This is a genomic window from Enterobacter sp. HG048 (assembly GCF_024702055.1).
GTDB lineage: Bacteria > Pseudomonadota > Gammaproteobacteria > Enterobacterales > Enterobacteriaceae > Enterobacter > Enterobacter dykesii.
In genome coordinates, this window is sequence record NZ_JANLIZ010000011.1 from 58546 (window position 1) to 78394 (window position 19849).

13 protein-coding genes are annotated in these 19849 nt (G+C 57.4%); 5 read left to right on the forward strand and 8 right to left on the reverse strand.

What is annotated here, in order from left to right; genetic code table 11:
* Window positions 1–34: 34 nt before the first annotated feature.
* The 3 genes from gntX (at window position 35) to gntT (ending at window position 2999) form a co-directional block, all read left to right on the forward strand.
* Window positions 35–718, forward strand: coding sequence for a DNA utilization protein GntX (gene gntX, locus NUX24_RS14010; protein WP_257832262.1), 684 nt, complete (start codon window positions 35–37; stop codon window positions 716–718).
* A 61-nt stretch (window positions 719–779) separates the two neighbouring features.
* A complete protein-coding gene (nfuA, locus tag NUX24_RS14015) occupies window positions 780–1355 on the forward strand; it encodes a Fe-S biogenesis protein NfuA (protein ID WP_008503055.1) in 576 nt (191 codons plus the stop codon).
* Window positions 1356–1682: 327 nt separating this feature from the next.
* Complete coding sequence (gene gntT, locus NUX24_RS14020) at window positions 1683–2999, forward strand: gluconate transporter (protein WP_024907902.1); 1317 nt, start codon at window positions 1683–1685, stop codon at window positions 2997–2999.
* Window positions 3000–3047: 48 nt separating this feature from the next.
* On the opposite strand, the gene malQ is transcribed toward gntT, so the two are convergent.
* Both malQ and malP read right to left on the reverse strand, forming a co-directional pair.
* Window positions 3048–5123 carry a 4-alpha-glucanotransferase gene (gene malQ, locus NUX24_RS14025; protein ID WP_257832264.1) on the reverse strand — a complete coding sequence of 692 codons (2076 nt, stop codon included), beginning with the start codon at window positions 5121–5123 and terminating at the stop codon, window positions 3048–3050.
* Between the two features lie 9 nt (window positions 5124–5132).
* Window positions 5133–7526 carry a maltodextrin phosphorylase gene (gene malP / locus NUX24_RS14030; RefSeq protein WP_257832267.1) on the reverse strand — a complete coding sequence of 798 codons (2394 nt, stop codon included), beginning with the start codon at window positions 7524–7526 and terminating at the stop codon, window positions 5133–5135.
* A 586-nt stretch (window positions 7527–8112) separates the two neighbouring features.
* On the opposite strand from malP, the gene malT reads away from it, so the two are divergent.
* Entirely contained in the window at window positions 8113–10818 is a 2706-nt protein-coding gene (gene malT, locus NUX24_RS14035; RefSeq protein ID WP_047652895.1) for an HTH-type transcriptional regulator MalT, read from the forward strand.
* A 50-nt stretch (window positions 10819–10868) separates the two neighbouring features.
* Here malT and NUX24_RS14040 read toward each other — a convergent pair whose 3' ends face one another.
* Genes NUX24_RS14040 through glpE form a run of 3 tightly spaced genes read right to left on the reverse strand, consistent with a single transcriptional unit; the run spans window position 10869 to window position 12854 of the window.
* Window positions 10869–11627, reverse strand: coding sequence for a DeoR/GlpR family transcriptional regulator (locus NUX24_RS14040; protein ID WP_214577441.1), 759 nt, complete (start codon window positions 11625–11627; stop codon window positions 10869–10871).
* A gap of 16 nt (window positions 11628–11643) precedes the next feature.
* A complete protein-coding gene (gene glpG, locus NUX24_RS14045) occupies window positions 11644–12474 on the reverse strand; it encodes a rhomboid family intramembrane serine protease GlpG (protein ID WP_257832270.1) in 831 nt (276 codons plus the stop codon).
* A 47-nt stretch (window positions 12475–12521) separates the two neighbouring features.
* Window positions 12522–12854 carry a thiosulfate sulfurtransferase GlpE gene (gene glpE / locus NUX24_RS14050; RefSeq protein WP_257832272.1) on the reverse strand — a complete coding sequence of 111 codons (333 nt, stop codon included), beginning with the start codon at window positions 12852–12854 and terminating at the stop codon, window positions 12522–12524.
* Between the two features lie 188 nt (window positions 12855–13042).
* Between glpE and glpD the strand changes: the two genes are divergently transcribed.
* Complete coding sequence (gene glpD, locus NUX24_RS14055; RefSeq protein ID WP_257832274.1) at window positions 13043–14551, forward strand: glycerol-3-phosphate dehydrogenase; 1509 nt, start codon at window positions 13043–13045, stop codon at window positions 14549–14551.
* Between the two features lie 95 nt (window positions 14552–14646).
* Here glpD and glgP read toward each other — a convergent pair whose 3' ends face one another.
* Genes glgP through glgC form a run of 3 tightly spaced genes read right to left on the reverse strand, consistent with a single transcriptional unit; the run spans window position 14647 to window position 19841 of the window.
* Window positions 14647–17094, reverse strand: coding sequence for a glycogen phosphorylase (gene glgP, locus NUX24_RS14060; protein ID WP_047652897.1), 2448 nt, complete (start codon window positions 17092–17094; stop codon window positions 14647–14649).
* 18 nt (window positions 17095–17112) lie between these two features.
* Window positions 17113–18546 carry a glycogen synthase GlgA gene (gene glgA / locus NUX24_RS14065; protein ID WP_023309509.1) on the reverse strand — a complete coding sequence of 478 codons (1434 nt, stop codon included), beginning with the start codon at window positions 18544–18546 and terminating at the stop codon, window positions 17113–17115.
* On the reverse strand, window positions 18546–19841 hold the full coding sequence (glgC, locus tag NUX24_RS14070) for a glucose-1-phosphate adenylyltransferase (protein ID WP_023333724.1): 1296 nt from the start codon (window positions 19839–19841) through the stop codon (window positions 18546–18548). The genes glgA and glgC overlap by 1 nt, the downstream gene beginning before the upstream one ends.
* Window positions 19842–19849 lie beyond the last annotated feature (8 nt).

Here is a 19849-nt window from a genome sequence, read left to right on the forward strand (position 1 = left end):
GTTACTGTTCTCTTTTTTCACATGGAGGTTGCACATGCTAACAGTACCCGGCTTGTGCTGGCTATGCCAAATGCCGCTGGCGCTCAGCCGGTGGGGCGTCTGCTCCGTCTGCACGCGATCGCTGCAATGGCGTATCGGGATCTGTCCACAATGTGGTTTACCGGCCACAAACCCCTCGCTGCCCTGTGGCCGCTGCCTGAAAAAATCCCCGCCGTGGAGCGCGCTGGTGGCGGTGGATGATTATGTCCCCCCGCTGAGCAGGCTGATTCACGCGCTGAAGTTTTCCGGGCAGAGTTCGCTGGCACAGCCCCTTGCCCGCCTGCTGTTGCTGGCGGTTTTGCAGGCGCGACGTCAGCGGGCACTGCCGAGAATCGATATGGTGGTGAGTGTCCCCCTATACCGACGTCGTCACTGGCGGCGCGGCTATAACCAGAGTGACCTGATCTGCCGTCCCCTCGCGCGGTGGCTCGGCTGCCGGTATGAGGCCCGCGCGCTTACACGTGTTCATGCCACCGCCATCCAGCATCAGCTCAGCGCCCGGCTTCGCAAAAGAAACCTCAAAAACGCCTTTCGCCTTGAATTGCCGGTCGACGGTCTCCATATCGCGATTGTGGATGATGTCGTCACCACGGGCAGTACCGTTGCTGAACTTTCCCGACTGCTTTTGCGAAGCGGCGCCGCGTCGGTTCAGGTATGGTGTCTGTGCCGTACCTTGTAGCCCTTCTTCAATGGGCGTATGATTATACCCAGGTAATTTAGTCAACTATTAGGCCAAAGCTATGATCCGTATTTCCGATTCTGCACAAGCGCACTTTGCCAAACTGCTGGCAAATCAGGAAGAAGGGACGCAGATCCGCGTGTTTGTGATTAATCCAGGCACTCCGAATGCAGAATGTGGTGTTTCTTATTGTCCTCCGGACGCTGTGGAAGCAACTGACACTGCCCTTAAATTTGAACAGCTCACTGCCTACGTTGATGAGCTGAGCGCACCGTATCTTGAAGATGCGGAGATCGACTTCGTCACCGACCAGCTGGGTTCTCAGCTGACCCTGAAAGCGCCGAACGCGAAAATGCGTAAAGTGTCTGACGATGCCCCGCTGATGGAGCGCGTTGAGTATCTGCTGCAATCCCAGATCAACCCACAGCTGGCGGGCCACGGCGGTCGTGTTTCCCTGATGGAAATCACCGACGAAGGTTTTGCCATTCTGCAGTTTGGCGGCGGCTGTAACGGCTGTTCAATGGTCGATGTGACGCTGAAAGAAGGGATCGAGAAGCAGCTGCTGAACGAATTCCCGGAACTGAAAGGCGTGCGTGACCTGACCGAGCACCAGCGCGGCGAGCACTCTTACTACTAATTCAGCATCCGTCGCTATGCCCTCTTCCACGGGAGAGGATGAAAACATCAAAAACGGTAACCTCATGGTTACCGTTTTGCGTTTACCTGCCATATGTTGACCTGCGTCTCATAATTCAAATTTACCCTCCCAGGGTGATTCTCAATCGCGCCATGTTACCCGTATCATTCTCGTGGGCACTCAGCACCCTTATAACAGCCGACTAAACTTAATGGTTTCGCAGGCATCAGTATGAGTGCCGTTACTTCTCTGTTCCCAGTTGGGACAACCGGAATTTGTCGTTGAAACAATGACGTTACCCATAACAATTCAAAGGCCAGGTCAATCATGCCATTAGTCATCGTTGCTATCGGTGTTGTGTTATTACTGCTCTTGATGATCCGCTTCAAAATGAACGGATTTATCGCTCTGGTTCTGGTGGCACTTGCAGTCGGTCTGATGCAGGGTATGCCGCTGGTTAAAGTTATCAGTTCCATCAAAGCCGGCGTCGGCGGCACGCTCGGCAGCCTGGCATTGATCATGGGCTTCGGCGCCATGCTCGGCAAAATGCTGGCGGACTGCGGTGGCGCCCAGCGTATTGCCACCACGCTTATCGACAAATTCGGTAAGAAGAACATTCAGTGGGCGGTGGTGTTAACCGGCTTTACCGTCGGCTTCGCGCTGTTCTATGAAGTGGGCTTCGTGCTGATGCTGCCGCTGGTGTTCACCATCGCAGCTGCGGCAAGCATCCCGCTGCTGTATGTCGGTGTGCCGATGGCTGCGGCGCTGTCCGTGACTCACGGCTTCCTGCCGCCACACCCGGGTCCAACCGCTATCGCGACCATCTTCCACGCGGATATGGGTAAAACCCTGCTGTTCGGTACGATTCTGGCGATCCCGACGGTGATTCTGGCCGGCCCGGTTTATGCCCGCTTCCTGAAAGGCATTGATAAGCCGATTCCGGAAGGTCTGTACAGCGCCAAAACCTTCACCGAAGAAGAGATGCCGGGCTTTGGCGTCAGCGTCTGGACCTCTCTGGTGCCGGTGATCCTGATGGCGATGCGCGCCGTGGCGGAGATGATCCTGCCGAAAGGTCATGCGTTCCTGTCCGTGGCGGAATTCCTGGGGGACCCGGTGATGGCAACGCTGATTGCCGTACTGATCGCGATGTTCACCTTCGGTTTGAACCGTGGCCGCTCCATGGATCAGATCAACGACACGCTGACCTCTTCCATCAAAATCATTGCCATGATGCTCCTGATCATCGGCGGTGGCGGTGCATTCAAGCAGGTTCTGGTCGACAGCGGCGTGGACAAATACATCGCTGCCATGATGCATGAAACCAACGTATCGCCGCTCCTGATGGCCTGGTCTATTGCCGCGGTTCTGCGTATTGCGCTGGGTTCTGCGACCGTTGCGGCGATCACCGCGGGCGGTATCGTTGCCCCGCTGATTGCAACCACGGGCGTAAGCCCTGAACTGATGGTTATCGCCGTCGGTTCCGGTAGCGTGATTTTCTCTCACGTTAACGACCCTGGCTTCTGGCTGTTCAAGGAGTACTTCAACCTGACTATCGGTGAAACCATCAAGTCCTGGTCCGCGCTGGAAACCATTATTTCGGTGTGTGGTCTGGTCGGGGTGCTGCTGTTGAATATGGTGGTTTGACGCCACCAGGCAATAAAAAAACCCGCCTCCTGGCGGGTTTTTTTATTACTACTTCCCGGCAGCTTTTCGCCGCTTGTCCAGATCCTTAATCAGCTTGTTCACCCCATCATCGGCAAACATCTTCTCAAGCGATGTGGATAGCTTGCGACGCCAGTTCTTGTACTGATAGCTGGTGCCCGGGATGTTCACCGGCTCCGCCATATCAATCCAGTCTTCCGGCTGCAGGCCCAGCAGAGCGCTGTTGCTGTCGGCAATATAGCGCTGCAAACCACGATTGAGGGTCGCGGTCATCGACATCAATGACGCCTTATGTCCGGCACGTTTCGGCAGACACCCCTGCTTGTGCAGTGCATCCAGCAGCCCCTGTTTGGAGAGCTCGCGATCCTGATACAGGCCGCGTAACACCTCTTCATCAGGATACAGACCCAGCGTTTTGCCGAGCGTCAGATCGCCGCTTTCCCAATAGCCACGAAGCGTAGGAAGGTCATGCGTCGTCGCGACTGCCATTGACTGTTCAGGGTACGCTTTCGGCGCGCGGAAGGTTTTCTCATGGTCGTTTTCAAAATAGAGCACTTTGTAGGAGTAGACGCCGCTGTCGCGGAGCTTGCTGACAATTTCCACCGGCACGGTACCGAGATCTTCACCGATCACCATGCACTGATGACGCTTGCTTTCCAGGGCCAGGATCGACAGCAGATCGTCAACCGGATACTGCACGTACGCCCCGCGATCGGCCGTTTCACCGTACGGGATCCACCACAGACGCAGCACGGACATCACGTGGTCGATACGCAGCGCACCGCAGTTCTGCATGTTAGCGCGCAGCAGGTCGATGAACGGCTCGTAGGCGCGCGCCGCCATGACGTGCGGATCCATCGGCGGCAGTCCCCAGTTCTGACCGAGCGGCCCAAGAATATCCGGCGGCGCGCCGACGGAGGCTTTCAGGCAGTAAAGCTCACGGTCGCACCATGTTTCCGCGCCGCCTTCCGCCACGCCGACGGCCAGATCGCGATACAGGCCGATCGGCATCTTATAGCCCTGGCTCACCTGCCAGCAGGCGGCAAACTGGCTGTACGCCAGCCACTGCAGCCACAGGTAGAAGTCCACTTCATCGGCATATTTTTTACAGAACGCTTTTACTTCAGGCGTGTCGACGGACTGATACGCTTCAGGCCAGACCGGCCAGCCCCAGCGCATTTCGTCCTCCTTCACCTGATACGCGTGCAGTGCATCAAACGCCGCCTGCCAGTACAGGCTCTCACCCTCCTGCGTAACAAACTGGCGGAACGCGGCCATCTGCTCGTCATCGCGCTGCGAAAAGCCTTTCCACGCCAGGCGCAGCGCGGCCATTTTAAGCGCCGTGACGGTGGAATAATCCACCCACTCTGCGTCGCGCGCCTGCTTCAGCGCCTGCTGCGTAGTGCTGAGTTTCCACCACGCCTGCGCCTCTGTGCTGTTTTTGAAGTCATCTAACGCGTTAACGTCGATATAAATCACGTTCAGCCACCGGCGGGACGACGGGCTGTACGGGCTGGCGCTCTCCGGGTTGGCCGGATAGAGCGCGTGGATCGGGTTGAGGCCGATAAACGCGCCGCCGCGCTCGCCCACATCCACGAGCATCTTTTTCAGATCGCCAAAATCACCGATGCCCCAGTTGCTGTCGGAACGCAGCGTGTAGAGCTGCACGCAGGCGCCCCACAGCTTTTTACCTTCGAGCAACGCCTGCGGCTCGTAGCAGCGCTTTGGCGCGACGATCAACCGGCAGTGGAAACGCCGATCGTCCTGGGTGAGCGTTAGGGTGTGATACCCCTCCGGCAGCTTCGCCGGAAGATTAAGGGTTTTGCCGCCGGTGGCGTGGCCTTTGTGCTGATGCCCCTCTTCGGTGGTAAGTAGCCAGCTAAACTCGCCGCGCCCCTCCACTGCCAGCGGCATCTTTTTGCCTGCGGTGAATACCTTCACGTTCGGCACCGGCGCAACCGACGCTTTCGCGTCGGCTTTGTGCATGGCGTCCAGCAAACGTCTTTTGGTGTCGGCGCCAATAGACTGCGGTTTGCCGTGAGCATTAATGTAACTGAGGCTGATCCCCGCCGCCTGCGCGGCGCTGTCCAGACGTTTACTCTCCATCGCGCTTCCTTAGCGTTTTGCCTGCCAGATACGGGCCTGATAATCACGGATTGAACGGTCAGAGCTGAACATACCGCAGCGGGCGGTATTCAGAATGCACGCGCGGGTCCACGCTTCCTGGTCGCGATACAGCACGTCGACCTGCTTTTGCGCTTCTACATAGGCCGTGAAGTCCGCCATCACCAGATACGGGTCACCACCGTGTTTGTCCATGCTGTGCAGCATCTGGTCAAACGCGTGCTTGTCGCCGTCGCTGTATTTACCGCTTTCCAGCTCCTTCAGCACCGCGTCGAGCACCTTGTCTTTCTTACGCCATTTCACCGGGTCATAGCCTTTGGCCTTGATGGCCTTCACCTCTTCGACGGTATGGCCGAAAATAAAGATGTTCTCTTCGCCCACCTTCTCGGCGATTTCGACGTTGGCCCCGTCGAGCGTACCGACGGTCAGCGCGCCGTTCAGCGCCAGCTTCATGTTGCCGGTACCGGACGCTTCTTTACCTGCAGTCGAGATCTGCTCGGAGATATCCGCCGCCGGGATCAGCATTTCGGCCGCCGAGACGCAGTAATCCGGCAGGAACACCACCTTCAGCTTGTCGCCCACTTTCGGATCGCTGTTGATCGCCGCCGCCACTTTATTGATGGCGAGGATAATGTTTTTCGCCAGGTAGTAGCCCGGAGCCGCTTTCGCACCAAACAGGAACACGCGCGGCACGCGGTCGGCCTGCGGGTTCTCGCGGATCTCTTTGTACAGCGCCAGAATGTGCAGCAGGTTCAGGTGCTGACGTTTGTACTCGTGCAGGCGTTTGATCTGGATATCGAAAATGGCGTTCGGGTTGATCTCAATCCCGGTACGCACTTTCACGAACTCCGCCAGACGAACCTTGTTCTCCAGCTTGATCGCGCGGTACTGCTCGCGGAATTTCGGGTCGTCAGCCTGTTTTTCCAGGTTGATGAGCTGGTCCAGATCGTTGGCCCACTCTTTCTTCAGGGTCTTGTCCAGCAGGCCCGCCAGCAGCGGGTTGCACTGCTTGATCCAGCGACGCGGCGTGATGCCGTTGGTCACGTTGTGGAATTTGGTCGGCCACAGCTGGTGGTATTCCGGGAACAGATCTTTCACCACCAGATCCGAGTGCAGCGCCGCCACGCCGTTCACCGCAAAGCCGCTGACCACGCACATGTTCGCCATGCGCACCTGCTTATCGTGAACCACCGCCAGCTTCGCCCAGACCGCTTTGTTGCCTGGCCAGGTTTTATCCACCAGGGTTTTAAACTGGTCGTTAATCTTGTTGATGATCTGCATGTGGCGCGGCAGCAGCGTTTTCACCAGCTTCTCATCCCAGCACTCGAGCGCCTCTGGCATCAGAGTGTGGTTGGTGTAGGCAAAGGTACGGCTGGTGATGGCCCAGGCGTCATCCCAGCTCAGCTGATGCTCGTCGATCAGCACGCGCAGCAGTTCCGGGATCGCAATCGTCGGGTGCGTATCGTTGAGCTGAATCACTTCGAAGTCCGGCAGCTGCGCCAGCTTGCGGCCCGCCAGGTGATGGCGGCGCAGAATGTCCGCCACGGAGCAGGCGCACTGGAAGTACTGCTGCATCAGGCGCAGCTTTTTACCGGCCAGGTGGTTGTCGTTCGGGTAGAGGACTTTGGTCAGCTTCTCGGCGTCGATGCCCTGCTGCTCGGCGCGCAGGAAATCGCCATCGTTGAATTTGGTCAGGTTAAACGGGTGGGCGTGCTTCGCCTGCCACAGACGCAGCGGCTGCGCCACGCCGTTACGATAGCCGAGCACCGGCAGATCCCAGGCTTCACCGGTAATGGTGAACGCCGGTTCCCAGAGCCCCTGCTTTGTCACTTTCCCGCCAATGCCAACCTGGACATCCAGCTGCGCGTTGTGGCGGAACCACGGATAGGTATTGCGATGCCAGTCATCCGGCGCTTCCATCTGATGGCCATCGGCAAACGACTGACGGAACAGGCCATACTGATAGTTCAGGCCATAGCCAATCGCCGACTGGCCGACAGTCGCCATGGAGTCGAGGAAACAGGCCGCCAGACGTCCCAGGCCGCCGTTGCCCAGCGCCGGGTCAATCTCTTCTTCCAGCAGGTCGGTCAGGTTAATGTCGTGTTCTTTAAGGACGTCACCAACGTCCTGATACCAGCCAAGGTTCAACAGGTTGTTGCCCGTCAGACGGCCAATCAGGAATTCCATCGAGATATAGTTCACGTGACGCTGGCCATTAACAGGCTTTGCCACCGGTTGAGCATCCAGCTGCTCTGCGAGCGCACCGCTCACGGCCTGCCACCACTGGTGAGGCGTCATTTCGTTTGCAGCATGAAGGCCAAAACGCTGCCACTGACGCGTCAGGGCAGCCTGGAATTGAGCTTTGTTGAAGGTAGGCTGTGACATAGGGGATCGGCATCCTTTAGAAAGAAAACACAAGTTGGCGCTAGTGTGCCTGGCTCATTTCACCTCTTCCTCCTCCCGTGGGGGATTAGACAGGGAGGAGTAGCGGGGATGAGCAGAAAAGTGTGATCAAGGCCACTCTCAGAGCATAGTTCGAGTGTGCCCGGAAGATAAAAAACTAACCGGGGAGAATGTCAAAAAAATGAAATGCAGTTTCGGGTGAAATTAATCCGTTCTGAAATGATTACTTACGTAGAATAATAATTTAGCCATCGGGTTACATCTCAGGAGACTATTACTCTCACTCAACTTTACCCGCACTTTATTAAATTTGACGTCACTATACCTTTATGAAACCAGTTTCAGCGCAGCGGCAATGTATACAGACAAGCCAGCAGTGACGCGGCGTTACGGCCCTTTCGAGAAAGTTCCAACATTTGCCTGAATGTTTTGTGACAGAGTGCAAATTCAGAACCACAAAACCCAGACATAACTTGCAATAGTTCTCTTTCTGTTCGACCTTATATCGTATTAATTACGAAGCCCAAAAAAAATAAAATCTCTCGTTCCCCACAGTGAAGTGAAACCTATGTTGATTCCGTCTAAATTAAGTCGCCCGGTTCGTCTTGACCATACGGTGGTCCGCGAGCGTCTGTTGGCTAAACTTTCCGGCGCGCATAATTTCCGACTGGCGCTGGTTACGAGCCCTGCAGGTTATGGAAAGACAACGCTCATTTCGCAATGGGCCGCAGGTAAGAGCGATCTTGGCTGGTACTCCCTCGACGAGGGCGATAACCAGCAAGAGCGTTTTGCCAGCTATCTGATTGCCGCCATACAGCAAGCCACCCATGGACACTGCGTCGCCAGTGAGGTGATGGTGCAAAAGCGCCAGTACGCAAGCCTGTCCTCCCTTTTCTCTCAGCTGTTTATCGAACTGGCCGAATGGCATCGCCCGCTTTACGTGGTGATTGATGATTACCATCTCATCACTAACCCGGTAATTCATGAATCGATGCGTTTCTTCCTGCGCCATCAGCCGGAAAACCTGACTTTAGTGGTGCTGTCACGCAACCTGCCGCAGCTGGGTATCGCCAACCTGCGCGTGCGCGATCAGCTCCTGGAAGTGGGCAGCCAGCAGCTGGCCTTTACCCACCAGGAAGCGAAACAGTTCTTTGACTGCCGCCTGAACTCACCGATTGAGGCCGCCGAGAGCAGCCGCCTGTGTGATGACGTCGCCGGCTGGGCCACGGCGCTGCAGCTTATCGCGCTCTCTGCCCGACAAAACAACAGTCCGGCGCATCAGTCTGCCCGGCGTCTGGCGGGCATCAACGCCAGCCACCTTTCTGACTATCTGGTGGATGAGGTGCTGGACAGCGTCGATCCCTCGACGCGTAATTTCCTGCTGAAAAGCTCTCTGCTGCGTTCCATGAACGATGCGCTCATCGTGCGCGTGACGGGCTGTGAAAACGGTCAGCTGCAGCTCGAAGAGATTGAACGTCAGGGCCTTTTCCTGACGCGCATGGACGATCCCGGCGAGTGGTTTAGCTATCACCCGCTGTTTGGCAGCTTCCTGCGCCAGCGCTGTCAGTGGGAGCTGGCGGTTGAACTGCCGGAGATCCACCGCGCCGCTGCCGAAAGCTGGATGGCACAAGGCTTCCCGAGCGAGGCCATTCACCACGCGCTGGCCGCCGGCGATGCCAGCATGCTGCGCGATATCCTCCTCAACCATGCGTGGGGCCTGTTTAACCACAGCGAACTGACGCTGCTGGAAGAGTCTCTCAAAGCCCTGCCTTGGGAAAGCCTGCTGGAGAACCCGCGTCTGGTGCTGCTGCAGGCCTGGCTGATGCAGAGCCAGCACCGCTACAGCGAAGTGAACACCCTGCTGGCGCGCGCCGAGCAGGAGATGGAAAGCGAGATGGATACCACCCTGCACGGCGAATTTAACGCGCTGCGCGCTCAGGTGGCCATTAACGACGGCGACCCGGAGGAAGCCGAACGTCTGGCGATGGTCGCGCTGGATGAACTGCCGCTGGCTAATTTCTACAGCCGCATCGTTGCGACCTCGGTGCACGGCGAAGTGCTGCACTGCAAAGGCGACCTCACGCGTTCGCTCTCACTGATGCAGCAAACCGAACAGATGGCGCGTCGTCATGATGTCTGGCATTACGCGCTGTGGAGCCTTATCCAACAGAGCGAGATTTTATTCGCACAGGGGTTCCTGCAGGCCGCCTGGGAGAACCAGGAAAAAGCGTTCCAGCTGATTCGTGAACAGCACCTGGAACAGCTGCCGATGCACGAGTTCCTGCTGCGTATTCGCGCTCAGCTGCTGTGGGCATGGTCGCGTCTGGATGAAGCAGAAAGCTGCGCCCGCCAGGGTGTGGATGTCCTTTCCAGCTTCCAGCCTCAGCAGCAGCTGCAGTGCCTGGCGCTGCTGGTGCAGTGCTCGCTGGCGCGCGGCGATCTCGATAACGCCCGCAACCATCTGAACCGCCTGGAGAACCTGCTCGGCAACGGTCAGTATCACAGCGACTGGGTTTCAAACGCCGATAAGGTCCGGGTGATTTACTGGCAGATGACCGGCGATAAAAAATCCGCCGCCAACTGGCTGCGTCAGACGCCAAAACCGGAATTTGCTAACAACCACTTCCTGCAGAGCCAGTGGCGCAACATTGCCCGCGCGCAGATCCTGCTCGGTGAAGTAGAGCCCGCAGAGATTGTGCTGGAAGAGCTGAACGAGAACGCGCGCAGCCTGCGTCTGATGAGCGACCTGAACCGCAACCTGCTGCTGCAAAACCAGCTCTACTGGCAGGCGGGTCGTAAAAACGATGCCCAGCGCGTGCTGCTGGAAGCGCTGCAGCTGGCTAACCGCACCGGGTTTATCAGCCACTTTGTGATTGAAGGTGAAGTGATGGCGCAGCAGCTGCGCCAGCTTATTCAGCTCAACACGCTGCCGGAGCTGGACCAGCATCGCGCCCAGCGCATTCTGCGCGAGATAAACCAGCATCATCGGCACAAGTTCGCGCATTTTGATGAGAACTTCGTTGAGCGTCTGCTGAACCACCCTGAAGTGCCGGAGCTTATCCGCACCAGCCCGCTCACTCAGCGCGAGTGGCAGGTTCTGGGGCTGATTTATTCAGGCTACAGCAACGAGCAGATTGCCGGCGAGCTGGCGGTGGCGGCGACCACCATCAAAACGCATATCCGCAACCTGTATCAGAAGCTGGGCGTGGCGCATCGTCAGGATGCGGTGCAGCATGCGCAGCAGCTGTTGAAGATGATGGGGTACGGGGTTTAGGTTTTATGCGGCCTGATGCCCTCTCCCACAGGGAGAGGGGGAACGGCTTTTCAACACAGCTCTAACTGCAAATTATTATCTTTAATCACCTGCATCACGCCCGCCGGCGGCATCACGTCGGTGTAGACCGCGTCCACCATGCTGATGCTGCCCATGTTCACCATCGCGTTACGACCAAACTTCGAATGGTCTACCACCAGCATCACGTGGCGTGAGTTTTCAATAATCGCGCGCTTGGTGCGCACCTCGTGATAATCAAACTCCAGCAGCGAGCCGTCGCTGTCGATACCGCTGATCCCGAGAATGCCAAAGTCGAGGCGGAACTGAGAGATAAAATCGAGGGTCGCTTCGCCGATAATCCCGCCGTCGCGGCTGCGCAGTTCGCCGCCAGCGAGGATGACGCGGAAGTCGTCTTTCTGCATCAGGGTATTGGCCACGTTCAGGTTGTTGGTGACCACGCGCAGGTTCTCGTGATCCAGCAGCGCATGAGCGACCGCTTCCGGCGTGGTGCCGATATCAATAAACAGCGTCGCCCCGTTCGGGATCTGGCTGGCGACCTTGCGGGCAATGCGCTCTTTCTCTGCCGTCTGCGTCGCCTTACGGTCATGCCAGGAGGTATTGACCGAACTGGACGGCAGCGCCGCCCCGCCGTGGTGGCGAAGAATACGGTTCTGATCGGCCAGATCGTTCAGGTCACGACGGATGGTCTGTGGGCTGACGGCAAACTGCTCCACCAGCTCTTCGGTGCTGACGTATCCCTGTTTTTTTACCAGTTCGATAATAGCGTCATGACGTTGTGTTTGTTTCATCAATTATCCCTGAGAATTATGTTCGTTTTCGCGCATGGAGCGTGTCGGCAAAGGCCATTGCCAGCCCCACGGCCAGCCCGGCGACGTGCGCACCGTTGGCGATAGACATACCAAACAGATCAAACCATCCGGCAATTAGCCATATTAACGCAAAGGTTATTAATCCGCGCTGCAGATAGATGCCGCTTTCCGGATCGCGCTCCCCGCGAAGCCAGACGTAGCCCATCAGGGCATACACGACGCCCGACAGCCCGCCGAACCACGGCCCGCTAAACTTGTGCTGCACATAGCCGCTCAGCAGGGCGCTGATAAGGGTGATAACGATCAGCTTGCCGCTGCCCAGGCGCTTTTCAACGGCGCCGCCGAGATACCACCACCAGAGCAGGTTAAAGAGAATATGCATCACCGAGAAGTGCATCAGCGCGTGGCTAAAGTAGCGCCAGACGTCAAACTCAAGAGACGGGTCATAGGGCCAGGCCAGGGCAATCATCACCCTCTGGTCGCCCACCACGTTCATAATAATGAAGACGATAATGCAGGCCGCCATCAGTAGCAGCGTAAACGGGCCGGCGCGTTCGCGGATGGTGGCGAGGAAGGGAAAACGGCTGTAATGCAATCCGCTGTCGGTCTGCCCGGACTGCCAGCTGGCCGCCAGATAGCGCGGGTCGCCAGGGTTCTCAAGAAAACGCGCCAGTTCTTCATTTACGCGCGCGGCCTGGCTCTCATCGGCCAGCCAGACGTCGGTCTGGTTATGTTGCTGAATGGTCAGAATAACGCCCTGCGTCGCCATATAGTCGACAAACGCCTGGGCGACGCGCGGGTTGGTAAAAGAGGTGATCATCAACATGGGCAGCGGTCGCTTATTTCCACACAAAAGAGGACAGTATAGCGGGATCAGCGCTCAAAAGCGTATTCCACTTCTGCCGGGAAGTGACGATGCCAGGCATCGAAGCCGCCGTCGACGCTGTATACCGCGTCGTAGCCCTGCTGAAGCAGATACTGCGCCGCGCCTTTGCTGCTGTTGCCGTGGTAGCACATGACCATGACCGGCGTCTCCAAGTCGTTATCGCGCATAAACGCGCCCAGCGTGTCGTTGGTGAGATGGAACGCGCCCGGCGTGTGGCCCATCGCAAAACTCTGCGGATCGCGGATGTCCACCAGCACCGCTTTTCCCTGGTGCATCTTCTGGTGGGCTTCTTCTACGTTAATACATTCAAACTGATCCATGGTGTTCTCTTTACAGTGGTCAACGACAAGATTTTACCCCTTAGTGTACGTCCTGGCGGCGGGTAAACGCCATTATGTTATCCATATCACTCTAAATTGTTTTTTTGATGTTACCAAAAGCGCGTTCCTTTGCTATTATGAGCGATATCGAACATTTCTGAGCTTTAACGAAAGTGCATGAGGGTGTTATGGAAACCAAAGATCTGATTGTGATAGGCGGTGGCATCAACGGTGCCGGTATTGCGGTCGACGCCGCAGGACGCGGTTTATCCGTACTGATGCTGGAAGCTAACGATCTCGCCTGCGCGACGTCGTCCGCCAGCTCCAAACTGATTCACGGTGGCCTGCGCTACCTGGAACACTACGAATTCCGCCTGGTCAGTGAAGCACTGGCCGAACGTGAAGTGCTGCTGAAAATGGCGCCGCATCTGGCTATTCCGATGCGCTTCCGCCTGCCCCATCGCCCGCATCTGCGTCCGGCGTGGATGATTCGAATCGGTCTGTTTATGTACGATCATCTGGGTAAACGCACCAGCCTCCCGGGTTCGAAAGGTTTGCGTTTTGGCTCAGAATCGGTCCTTAAGCCTGAAATCGTGCGCGGTTTCGAATATTCCGACTGCTGGGTGGACGATGCGCGTCTGGTGCTGGCGAATGCCCAGATGGTTGAGAAGAAAGGCGGCGAGGTGAAAACCCGCACCCGCGCGACCTCTGCCCGTCGTGAAAACGGCCTGTGGATTGTGGAAGCGGAAGACATCGATACCGGCGAGAAATTCAGCTGGAAAGCGCGCGGACTGGTGAACGCTACCGGTCCGTGGGTGAAGCAGTTCTTCGACGACGGCATGCATCTGCCTTCGCCGTACGGCATTCGCCTGATCAAGGGCAGCCACATTGTGGTGCCGCGCGTGCATACCCAGAAGCAGGCCTACATTCTGCAGAACGAAGACAAGCGCATCGTGTTTGTGATCCCGTGGATGGACGAATTCTCGATCATCGGCACCACCGACGTAGAGTACAAAGGCGATCCGAAGAGCGTCGAGATCGACGAGAGCGAAGTGAACTACCTGCTCAACGTGTATAACGCGCACTTTAAGAAACAGCTTTCGCGCGACGACGTTGTCTGGACCTACTCCGGCGTGCGTCCGCTGTGCGATGACGAGTCTGACTCACCGCAGGCCATCACCCGCGACTATACGCTCGATATTCACGACGTAGACGGCCAGGCGCCGCTGCTTTCCGTGTTTGGCGGCAAGCTGACCACCTACCGCAAGCTGGCCGAGCACGCGCTGGAAAAACTGGCGCCGTACTACAAAGGCATCGGCCCGGCGTGGACCAAAGGCGCGGTACTGCCCGGCGGTGATATCGGCGATAACCGCGATGATTACGCCGCGAAGCTGCGCCGTCGCTTCCCGTTCATCACCGAAGGGATGGCGCGCCACTATGCCCGCACCTACGGCAGCAATACCGAACTGTTCCTGGCCGACGCGAAGGACATTGCGGATCTGGGCGAGCATTTCGGCCACGAGCTGTACGAAGCCGAGCTGCGCTACCTGGTTGAGCACGAGTGGGTTCGTCGTCTGGATGATGCTATCTGGCGTCGTACCAAAGAAGGGATGTGGCTCAACGCCGAGCAGCAGTCTCGCGTGGCGCAGTGGTTACTGCAAAATGCGGGGAAGCGTGAGCTGTCGCTGGCGTCGTAATACGATCGGTGCGGGCTGATGCCCTCACCCTGCCCCTCTCCCACAGCAAGAGGGAACAAACGCTAAAAACGGCAACCGGGGTTGCCGTTTTGCTTTTACAACCTCACCGGATCAATATGCCAGATCGTCTCGGCATACTCCTTGATGGTCCTGTCAGACGAGAAATACCCCATATTGGCGATGTTATGCATCGCGACACTGGTCCACTTCTCCTGCTGACGATACAGTTCGTCCACCCTGTCCTGACAGTCCACGTAGCTGCGATAATCCGCCAGCACCTGGTAGTGATCGCCAAAGTTAATCAGCGAATCCACCAGATCGCGATAGCGGCTCGGTTCATCCGGGCTAAACACGCCGGTCGCGATCTGCGTCAACACCTGACGTAACTCTTCATCCTCTTCATAATATTGACGCGGCGAGTAGCCTTTCCTGCGCAGCGCCTCCACCTCTTCCGTCGTGTTACCGAAGATGAAGATATTTTCTTCGCCCACGTGCTCCAGCATCTCGACGTTCGCCCCGTCCAGCGTGCCGATGGTCAGCGCGCCGTTAAGGGCAAACTTCATGTTACTGGTGCCGGAGGCTTCCGTACCCGCCGTGGAAATCTGCTCAGAGAGATCCGCCGCCGGGATGATCATCTGCGCCAGGCTCACGCTGTAGTTCGGAATGAACACCACTTTCAGCTTGTCGCCAATGTCCGGATCCTGGTTGACTACCTTCGCCACGTCGTTGATGAGATGAATGATGTGCTTCGCCATGTAGTAGGCAGAAGCCGCCTTACCGGCGAAGATCTTCACGCGCGGCACCCATTCGGCCGTTGGATCGGCCTTAATGCGGTTGTAATGGGTGATCACGTGCAGCACGTTCATCAGCTGACGCTTGTATTCGTGGATGCGTTTGATCTGAACGTCGAACAGCGCTTTCGGGTTTGCCACCACGTTGAGGTGCATCGCCAGCCAGACCGCCAGACGCTTTTTGTTTAGCAGCTTGGCTTCACGCACGGCTTTGTTCACCGTCGGGAAATCAATATGCTGTTCCAGCTCGCTCAGCTGGCTCAAGTCGGTACGCCAGGTACGGCCGATATTCTCGTCCAGCACCTCAGAGAGCGGCTGGTTGGCCAGAGCCAGCCAGCGGCGCGGCGTGACGCCGTTGGTCACGTTGCAGAACCGCGTCGGGAAGATTTTCGCGAAGTCCGCAAAAAGCGACTGCACCATCAGGTTCGAGTGGAGCTCGGATACGCCGTTGACCTTGTGGCTGATGACGACCGCCAGCCAGGCCATGCGCACGCGGCGCCCGTTCGATTCATCAATGATGGACGCGCGGCTCAGCAGCCCGGTATCGTTCGGATACTGCTCCTGCAGGGTCTTAAGGAAGTAGTCGTTAATCTCAAAGATAATCTGCAGATGGCGCGGCAGGATTTTACCGAGCATGTCCACCGGCCACGTTTCCAGCGCTTCGCTCATCAGCGTGTGGTTGGTGTAGGAGAACACCTGACAGGTCACTTCAAACGCGTCATCCCAGCTGAACTTATGCTCGTCGATCAGCAGGCGCATTAGCTCCGGAATAGAGAGCACCGGGTGGGTGTCGTTAAGGTGGATCGCGGTTTTCTCCGCCAGGTTGGCGTAGGTTTTGTGCAGCTGATGGTGGCGGCTGAGGATATCCTGAATCGTCGAGGAGACGAGGAAATACTCCTGACGCAGGCGCAGCTCGCGGCCGGAGTAGGTCGAGTCATCCGGGTACAGCACGCGGGACACGTTCTCGGAGTGGTTTTTGTCTTCCACCGCCGCAAAGTAGTCACCCTGGTTAAATTTACCGAGGTTAATTTCGCTACTGGCCTGGGCGCTCCACAGGCGCAGCGTGTTGGTGGCATCGGTGTCATAGCCGGGGATAATCTGGTCGTAGGCCACGGCCAGGATCTCTTCCGTTTCTACCCAGCGGGATTTTTTGCCTTCCTGCTGGATACGTCCGCCAAATCGCACCTTGTAGCGCGTATTGTGGCGTTTGAACTCCCATGGGTTACCGTACTCCAGCCAGTAGTCCGGGGACTCTTTCTGACGCCCGTCGACGATGTTCTGTTTGAACATACCGTAGTCGTAGCGAATACCGTAGCCGCGGCCCGGCAGCGCCAGCGTCGCCAGCGAGTCGAGGAAGCAGGCGGCGAGACGCCCCAGACCGCCGTTGCCGAGGCCCGGGTCGTTCTCTTCGTCTATCAGCTCTTCTAAATCTAACCCCATCTCTTCCAGGGCGGTTTTGACGTCGTCATAAATACCGAGCGACAACAGCGCGTTGGACAGCGTGCGGCCAATCAAAAATTCCATCGACAGGTAGTAAACCTGACGCGTTTCCTGCGAGAGCTGGGCGCGGTTTGAGCGCAGCCAGCGTTCAACTAAGCGGTCACGCACCGCAAACAGGGTGGCGTTCAGCCACTCGTGCTTGTTGGCGATAACCGGATCTTTCCCGATGGTGAACATCAGCTTGTAGGCGATGGAGTGCTTTAACGCCTCAACGCTGAGCGTGGGTGAAGAGTAGCTAAATGGAGCGTTCATATCAGTAACTTCGCCTCGTTACATCAAGCGTTGATAGAGATCGCGGTATGACTGCGCCGCGACGTGCCAGCTAAAGTCCATGGACATCGCCTGACGCTGAACGTAACGCCAGAGTGATGGACGGGACCACAAGACGAAAGCACGCCGAATCGCCCGAAGCAGCGACCAGGCATTACTGTCCTCAAAGACAAACCCGCTGGCGATACCGTCCGCCAGGTTTTCCAGAGAGCTATCGGATACGGTATCCGCCAGTCCGCCCGTCCGGCGCACCAGCGGCAGCGTGCCGTATTTCAGGCCGTAAAGCTGCGTCAGGCCGCAGGGTTCAAAACGGCTCGGCACCAGGATGACGTCCGCGCCGCCCATGATGCGGTGCGAGAACGCTTCGTGGTAGCCAATCTGCACGCCCACCTGTCCCGGATGTTCCGCGGCGGCGGCAAGGAAACCTTCCTGCAGCACCGGGTCGCCCGCGCCGAGCAGCGCCAGCTGCCCGCCCTGCTCCAGTAAACCGGGCAGCGCCTCCAGCACCAGATCCAGCCCTTTCTGGCTGGTCAGGCGGCTGACCACCGCGAAGAGCGGCACTTTATCGTTAACCTTCAGGCCCATCGCAATCTGCAGCTGGCGTTTGTTTTCCGCTTTATCTTCCACGGAATCACGGCCGTAGCGCGCCGCCAGCAGGAGATCGGTTTCCGGGCTCCAGATCTGTTCATCCACGCCGTTCAGAATGCCCGACAGGCGACCTTCGCGGTGGCGCTGTTGCAGCAACCCTTCCATGCCGTAGCCAAACTCCGGCTGGGTGATCTCACGCGCGTAGGTTGGGCTCACGGCGGTAATATGATCGGCGTAATAGAGCCCGGCTTTCAGGAACGAGATCTGCCCGTTAAATTCCAGTCCGTGCATGTTATAGAACGATAATGGCAGATCGATTTCACTCATGTGATGGGCATAGTACATCCCCTGATACGCCAGGTTATGCACGGTAAAGACCGATTTCGCCGGGTGGCCGCGCGCGGCGAGATACGCCGGGGCAAGCCCGGCGTGCCAGTCGTGCGCATGCACCACATCCGGACGCCAGAACGGATCCAGCCCCGTCGCCATTTCTGCTCCAACCCAGCCGAGGAGCGCAAAGCGCAGCACGTTGTCGGTATAGGCGAACAGGTTCGTATCGTGATACGGGCTGCCCGGTCGATCGTATAAGTGCGGCGCGTCGATCAGGTAAATCCCTACGCCATTGTAATGTCCAAACAGCAGGGTAATGCGTCCGGCAAACGTTTCACGGCGGGTCACCACTTTTGCATCAGGTATACCGCGCCGGATATCCGGAAAGGCGGGCAGCAGGACTCGGGTATCCACGCCTCCGGCGATTTGCGCCGCCGGTAATGCGCCAAGCACATCTGCCAGACCGCCCGTTTTTAATAACGGGAACATCTCAGAACATACATGTAAAACCTGCATCATCGCTCCTGTTTGATCTGCAGCTTCCGCAACATTTCCCGTGTGACTAACACGATCCCCTCTTCCGAACGATAGAAACGACGCGCGTCTTCTTCCGCGTTTTCACCAATCACCATCCCTTCTGGAATGACGCAGGCACGATCGATAACGCAGCGGCGCAGACGGCACGAGCGCCCTACCCAGACATCAGGCAGTAAGACTGCCGAATCGATATTACAGAATGAATTTATCCGCACGCGGGGGAACAGCACCGACTGCACCACCACCGAGCCTGAAATAATGCACCCGCCGGAGACCAGCGAGTTCAGCGTCATGCCGTGGCTGCCGGAGCGGTCCTGCACGAATTTGGCCGGCGGCAGCGATTCCATATGGGTACGAATCGGCCAGTTCTGGTCGTACATATCCAGCTCAGGCGTGACCGATGCCAGGTCGAGGTTCGCTTTCCAGTACGCTTCCAGGGTTCCCACATCGCGCCAGTAGGGTTCCGCATTCGGGTCGGACTGCACGCAGGACAGCGGGAAAGGATGTGCATACGCCATGCCAGCTTTCGTGATTTTCGGAATGATGTCTTTACCGAAGTCGTGGCTGGAGTTTTCGTCTTTGTCATCTTCTTCCAGCAGCTCATAAAGATAATCTGCGTCAAAGACATAAATCCCCATGCTGGCGAGCGATTTGGTGTCATCGCCGGGCATAGTTGGCGGGTTCGCCGGTTTTTCAACAAAGTCGATAATTTTGTCGTCCGCATCCACGTGCATGACGCCAAAGGCCGTCGCTTCAGCAACGGGCACAGGCAGACACGCCACGGTGCAGCGCGCCCCTTTTTCGACGTGGTCGATGAGCATGTGGGAGTAATCTTGCTTGTAGATATGGTCCCCGGCGAGGATCACGATGTATTCGGCGCTGTAGCGACGAATGATGTCGAGGTTCTGCGTCACCGCATCCGCCGTGCCGCGGTACCAGTTCTCGCCGTGGACGCGCTGCTGAGCAGGAAGGAGATCGACAAACTCGTTCATCTCTTCGCTGAAGAATGACCAGCCGCGCTGGATATGCTGAACCAGCGTGTGCGACTGATACTGCGTGATGACGCCGATACGGCGAATGCCCGAGTTCAGGCAGTTGGAGAGCGCAAAGTCGATGATACGGAACTTACCACCAAAGTGAACAGCTGGTTTCGCGCGCTTGATGGTCAAATCTTTCAGACGGGTACCACGCCCACCCGCAAGTATCAGGGCAACCGTTTTTAATGGTAGCTGGCGTGCCAACATTAAGGGATCGTTCTTCTCTAATCTAACCATGACTAACT